Raw genomic sequence first — 272 nt, forward strand, 5'->3', positions numbered from 1 at the left:
GTGATGGCTTTTTTCCCTTCACTATCCACTTTTTGCAGCGGTGGATTATCACGATTCGGTGCCAGCGGCAGATTGATGCTGCCTTGGTCTTGCTTCAGCCAGCCATCTACTTCCGCAATATATAACTTGTCGTTATGCCGTTCTTGAAACTGGGTTTTCAGATGCGATTCGGCTTTTTTGCTACGGGCAAACACCATAATGCCAGAAGTATCACAGTCTAAACGGTGCACCAAAATCGTTTCAGGATATAACTGCTGCAAACGCGTTAGGGC

1 protein-coding gene is annotated in these 272 nt (G+C 46.7%); it reads right to left on the bottom strand.

Going from position 1 to position 272, the window contains the following annotated elements; translation table 11 throughout:
* Positions 1 to 272: pseudouridine synthase (locus tag SAY88_RS25060; protein ID WP_332635137.1), on the bottom strand; the 272-nt coding region annotated here is incomplete at both ends.

The organism is Halalkalibacter flavus, from assembly GCF_036663575.1.
Classification (GTDB): domain Bacteria; phylum Bacillota; class Bacilli; order Bacillales; family Bacillaceae_D; genus Halalkalibacter; species Halalkalibacter flavus.